Genomic DNA, 4,966 nt, shown 5'->3' on the forward strand with positions numbered 1-4,966 from the left:
CCCGCGGCATGCTCGAACGCCGGGACGCTTTCCTGGCGACGCTGCTGCCCGAAATGGCGGGGCGCCGCGACATCGTCCAGGCCTGGATCGATCGCGAACCGCTGGTCGACTGGGTGCGGCCCGAAGGCGGCGTGGTCGGCTTCCCGCGCCTCAATGTCGAACCCGGCTTCGACCTCGACCGGTTCTATGTGAACCTGCTGGAAAACCACGGCACCTATGTCGGACCCGGCCACTGGTTCGAGATGGAAAAATGCTTCTTCCGCGTCGGCTTTGGCTGGCCGACGGAAGCCGAATTGCGCGGCGGCCTTGATGCCATCTCCGCCGCGCTGCGGCAGTAAGTTTCCCGTGCCAGCGACCGGTTGATGCTACTGCGTCACAGCGACCGTTCATAGTGGCCAGCGTCTGCGCCGCCCCTCACCTGCCTGCCGGCATCCTCTCCCCGTATAGTGACGGGGAGAGGGGTGCTGTCATCGGCGATTTCGCCAATCTCCAGCGTTGCGGGAGAAATGCCGGCGTCGCCGCCCGCCCCTCTCTCCCCGTCACTATAGGATGTCCGGCAGGACAGTGAGGGGCAGCGCCAACGTCAACGATTGCTCCGTTCGGCCAGAAACTCATGACGCAGTAGCGCTAATGCATCTCGCTCAAAAGTCGCGACGCGCTTTAGGCTGAAAATTCCTTGATCCAGCACTGATTTTGACGCATATCCGCTGCGAACTGAGCTAAAAGTTCCGCCAGCCGGACCAGCGCCCATCGTGGAAGTGCCCCGCCAGCTGATGCCATTCGAACGGGGCCTCTTAAATCATGACAGCAGAACAGATATCGCCGGACCAGCGCTATGCCGCGTTCCGCCACCGCTCCTTCCTGAGCTATTGGGCGGCGCGTTTCCTCACCACATTCGCCACCATGATCGTGTCCGTCGCGGTCGGCTGGCAGATGTACGATTTGACCCGCGACCCGCTCGATCTCGGCCTTGTCGGCATCGTCCAGTTCCTGCCGTCGCTGCTTCTGGTGCTGGTCACCGGCGTCGTCGCTGATCGCTTCGGCCGCCGCCTGATCATGGCGCTGGCGGTCGTGGTGGAGGCGATGTGCGCGCTGGCGCTGCTGTTCCTGACGCTGCGCGGCATCAGCGGGCCGCTGCCGATCTTCTGCGTGCTTGCCATGTTCGGCGTCGCCCGCGCCTTTTTCGGTCCGGCCTCCGCCTCGCTGTTCGCCAATCTGGTGCCGCCTCAGGATTTCGCCAACGCCATCGCCTGGAATTCATCGGCCTGGCAGACGGCGACCATCGTCGGCCCGGTCGCCGGCGGCCTGCTCTACGGCGTGTCGCCGGAAGCGGCCTACGGAACCGCCGCCGTCCTGATGCTCGTGTCCGGGCTGCTGATCTTCACCATTCCGAAGCCGTCGCAGCGGACCGAGTCGGAAAAGCCGACGATGCAGCACCTGCTCGGCGGGTTCAGCTACATCTGGAGCGAGAAGATCGTGCTCGGCGCCATCTCGCTCGATCTGTTCGCCGTGCTCCTGTCCGGCGCCTCGGCGCTGCTGCCGGTCTATGCGCGCGACATCCTCCAGCTCGGCCCCTGGGGCCTCGGCCTGCTGCGCTCGGCGCCCAGCATCGGCGCCATTTGCGTCGCCATCTGGCTGGCCGGGCATCCGCTTCGCAACCACGCGGGCATGATCATGCTGGTCGCCGCCGCCTCGTTCGGCGCCTTCACCGTGCTGTTCGGCCTTTCCACCATCACCTGGCTGTCGATCGTGGCGCTGGTCTTCCTTGGCGCCACCGATATGTTCAGCGTCTACATCAGGGAAACGCTAATTCAGCTGTGGACGCCCGACCATGTGCGCGGCCGCGTCAACGCCGTCAACCAGGTCTTTGTCGGCGCCTCCAACGAGGTCGGCGAATTCCGCGCCGGCACGATGGCCGCGCTGATCGGCACGGTGCCGGCCGTGGTGATCGGCGGCATCGGCGCCATCGCCGTAGCGGGCCTGTGGATGGTGCTGTTCCCGCAACTGCGCAAGGTGCGCCATCTCGACGGACGCAACTGATCTTCCTACGTTTGACAGCCGACATGCCTCGCCCATGCCACAGGAGCTCTCATGATCACTTGCTACCTGAAATATGTCATCGACCCCTACAAGCTTGCCGAGTTCGAAGTTTATGGCCGTCGCTGGATAGCTCTGGTCAACCGCCTCGGCGGAAACCATCACGGCTATTTCCTTCCGAGCGAGGGGGCGAGCAATATCGCTTTTGCCATGTTCAGCTTTCCGAGCCTTGCCGACTACGAGGTCTATCGCAAGCGTATGGCTGCCGACCCGGAATGCCAGGAAGTGTTTGAAATGGAAAAACGCAATCGCAGCATTCTCAGCTACGAGCGCAGCTTCCTGCGGCCGGTGCTCGAACCTTAAAGCGCGTCGCGCTTTAAGTCTTGTTTTATGCATGTCGTTTTCCCAAAACCGAGGTCGCTTTTGGGCGACATGCATTAGCTATCTGCTCGGCTTGCCGAAAATCATCCGCAGGAACTCGTCCAGCCAGCGCTTGAGATGCATGTCCCAGATCAGCCGGCCGCCGAGATGATCGCGGCCGGGCTGGGCACCGGGCAATTCGAAGCGATGCGCGCCGCGCACCACCCAGCGCTGCATCATCACCCTGGTCAGTTCGCCATGGAACTGGATGCCCCAGGCATTGTCGCCGTAGCGGAAGGCCTGGTTGGGATAGGTCTCGGCCGTCGCCAGCAGCGTCGCGTCCCTGGGCAGCGAGAAACCCTCGCGGTGGAACTGATAGACCATCTCCGGCCAGTGCATCAGTTGCTTGCCGGCTTCGGTCGCTTTCAGGGGATACCAGCCAACCTCGACCAGCCCTTCGCCGTGTCCTTCGACCTTGCCGCCGAGATAGTTGACCAGCATCTGTGCGCCGAGACAGATGCCGAGACATGGCCGGTTCTCCCTCAGCGGTATTTCCAGCCAGTTGGTCTCGCGGCGAACGAACTCGTCCTCGTCATTGGCGCTCATCGGACCGCCGAACACCACCGTGCCGGCGTGGCCGTCCAGTGTTTCGGGCAAGGCGTCGCCAAGCGGCGGCCGGCGGATATCGAGGTCGAACCCTTCTTCCAGCAACATGTGGCCGACACGCCCTGGGCTCGAACTCTCCTGATGCAGCACGATCAGTATCTTTGGCTTCGAACTCGTTTGGCGCGGCATGGGAAGGCGAAAATCCTATTCGTCGCTCGATGTTCCGGTGGCGCCGGGCGCGTGCGCCGCTGCCTTGCGGCGCGCCTCGACGCGATCATGGCGTTCGACGCCGATCAGCTCGGCGACGCGCCAGACGGTGTTGTCCTCGAGCTCGTGCAACTCGCCGTCGGCATAGACGATTTCCCACATCAGGCCGATGAAGGCCTTGCGCGCATCGGCATCGAGATGGCGCTTCAGGACACTGGTGAAGGCATAGAGATCGATCGCCTCATTGTCGGCCCGCTCGCCGGCGGCGGCAAGCGCCTCAAGTTCCGTGCCGCTGATCGAATAGCTCTCCGCCAGCACCGCCTTGAACCGTTCCCACTCGACATCCTGGCGCACGCCATCGGCATTCATCACATGGTAGAGCAGCGCCGAGGCGGCGATGCGCGGATCGTCCGTGCTGGCACGAGTGCCGGCGCCGGCCGGCAAATCCCTGAGAAACGACAGAACGCGTTCAAACATAGATCCATACCCCAACGGCCTGACGGCCTGCCCAACTCAAAACAACCGAAACCGGCGCGGCGATTTCTCCGCTTCCTCGTCCGGATCGACGCCGGGATCGTCCGGCAACCGCGCAAGCTCCTCGGCCGGATCGACGCCCTCGGCATCGCCCGGCACCGCGGCGAAGGCCGCTGCCGTGATCGGCCTGACATGATCTTCTTCGCGACTTTCAGCTTGCTTGCCCGCCGACGTCTCGCCACCGGCGTCATCGATCACCTCGATCGGCCCTTTTTCGCTCGTGGGCTTTGCCAATGCTTCGATGACCGGCGCCGCACCGGCTGGCATGTCGTCATGGCTGTCGATCAACTGGCCGAGACGCTCCATCGGCGCACGCCACTCGAAGGCGTCGAGCCGGCCGGTGATCGGCGACACCGGCGCCCAGCGTTCCGATACCACGCCGTCTGCGACCCAGGCCGGATCGCGCGGCGCCCGCACCGCCCTGGACAGCAGCTGCCGCACCTTGCCCTGATCGCCGGTCTCGGCCTCCTCGATGTCGGCGAGCAGCAGATAGGCGCCCTCGCGGCGGTCCATCCGGATCGCCGCCTCGGCCTCGCGGCGGGCGGTCGAGAAGTCCTGTGCGTCGAGCGCGGCGCGCGCCACCGTCATCGACGATTCGGCGTGGTTCTTCTTCATTTCCTGCAGCTTCTTCGCCCGGTTGAGGCGGTCGAGCACCGCGTCGCCCGGCCTTGCATGGGTATAAAGCTCGGCGATTTCCGGATGCGGCTCGGCCTTCCAGGCTGCCTCGAGTATCTTCGAGCCCTTGCGCACATCGTTCTGCTTGAACAATGCGGCAGCCGCGGCAACGGCGGCGGGCGCGAAGTCCGGCCGCAGCTTGTTGGCCTCGATCGCCGCAGTCCTGGCGGCGGCGGGATCGCTGTCGGCAAGCGCCTGCGCCTTGGCGGTCAGCAGCACGGCGCGGCGGCGGTTGGCGGCATCGCGTTCGATCTGCCGTGTCGATTTCTGCGCGTCGACCAGTTTCAGGGCGCCGTCCCAGTCGCCGCGCGCGGTCAGCTCTTCCAGCGTCGATTCCGCTGCCCAGGCCAGCTGCGGCGCCATCACCGCGGCACGGCCGGCATAATGCCTGGCGGCGTTGCGGTCGCCAAGCCGTTCGGCTTCCAGATAAAGCCCGCGCAAGCCTAGCAGCCGCATTTCGGGATCGTCGAGCATGCTCTCGAATTTCTGTCGCGCGCCTTCATGATCGCCTTCGAGCAGCGACGCCTGCGCTTCCAGCAGGTGGATC

Annotated in this window: 5 protein-coding genes and 1 pseudogene; 3 read left to right on the forward strand and 3 right to left on the reverse strand. The window is 64.7% G+C overall.

Going from position 1 to position 4,966, the window contains the following annotated elements; all coding sequences use genetic code 11:
- The 3 genes and pseudogenes from EN984_RS22705 to EN984_RS22720 all read left to right on the forward strand — a co-directional run.
- Positions 1-338: pseudogene (locus EN984_RS22705) on the forward strand (aspartate aminotransferase); the annotation flags it as partial.
- Positions 339-801: 463 nt separating this feature from the next.
- Positions 802-2,040, forward strand: coding sequence for an MFS transporter (locus EN984_RS22715; RefSeq protein ID WP_127268700.1), 1,239 nt, complete (start codon positions 802-804; stop codon positions 2,038-2,040).
- A gap of 51 nt (positions 2,041-2,091) precedes the next feature.
- Entirely contained in the window at positions 2,092-2,400 is a 309-nt protein-coding gene (locus EN984_RS22720) for an NIPSNAP family protein (protein ID WP_127268699.1), read from the forward strand.
- A 78-nt stretch (positions 2,401-2,478) separates the two neighbouring features.
- Here the strand turns inward: EN984_RS22720 and EN984_RS22725 are convergent, their stop codons facing one another.
- The 3 genes from EN984_RS22725 to EN984_RS22735 form a co-directional block, all read right to left on the reverse strand.
- Positions 2,479-3,192, reverse strand: a complete 714-nt coding sequence (locus EN984_RS22725; RefSeq protein ID WP_127268698.1) for a glutamine amidotransferase — start codon at positions 3,190-3,192, stop codon at positions 2,479-2,481.
- Between the two features lie 15 nt (positions 3,193-3,207).
- Positions 3,208-3,687: a TerB family tellurite resistance protein gene (locus EN984_RS22730; protein WP_127268697.1), complete on the reverse strand. Its 480-nt coding sequence runs from the start codon at positions 3,685-3,687 to the stop codon at positions 3,208-3,210.
- Between the two features lie 36 nt (positions 3,688-3,723).
- Positions 3,724-4,966 (reverse strand): heme biosynthesis protein HemY (locus tag EN984_RS22735; protein WP_127383956.1); only part of this gene is annotated, 1,243 nt, incomplete at its 5' end.

The organism is Mesorhizobium sp. M7A.F.Ca.CA.004.12.1.1, assembly GCF_003997835.1.
GTDB lineage: Bacteria > Pseudomonadota > Alphaproteobacteria > Rhizobiales > Rhizobiaceae > Mesorhizobium.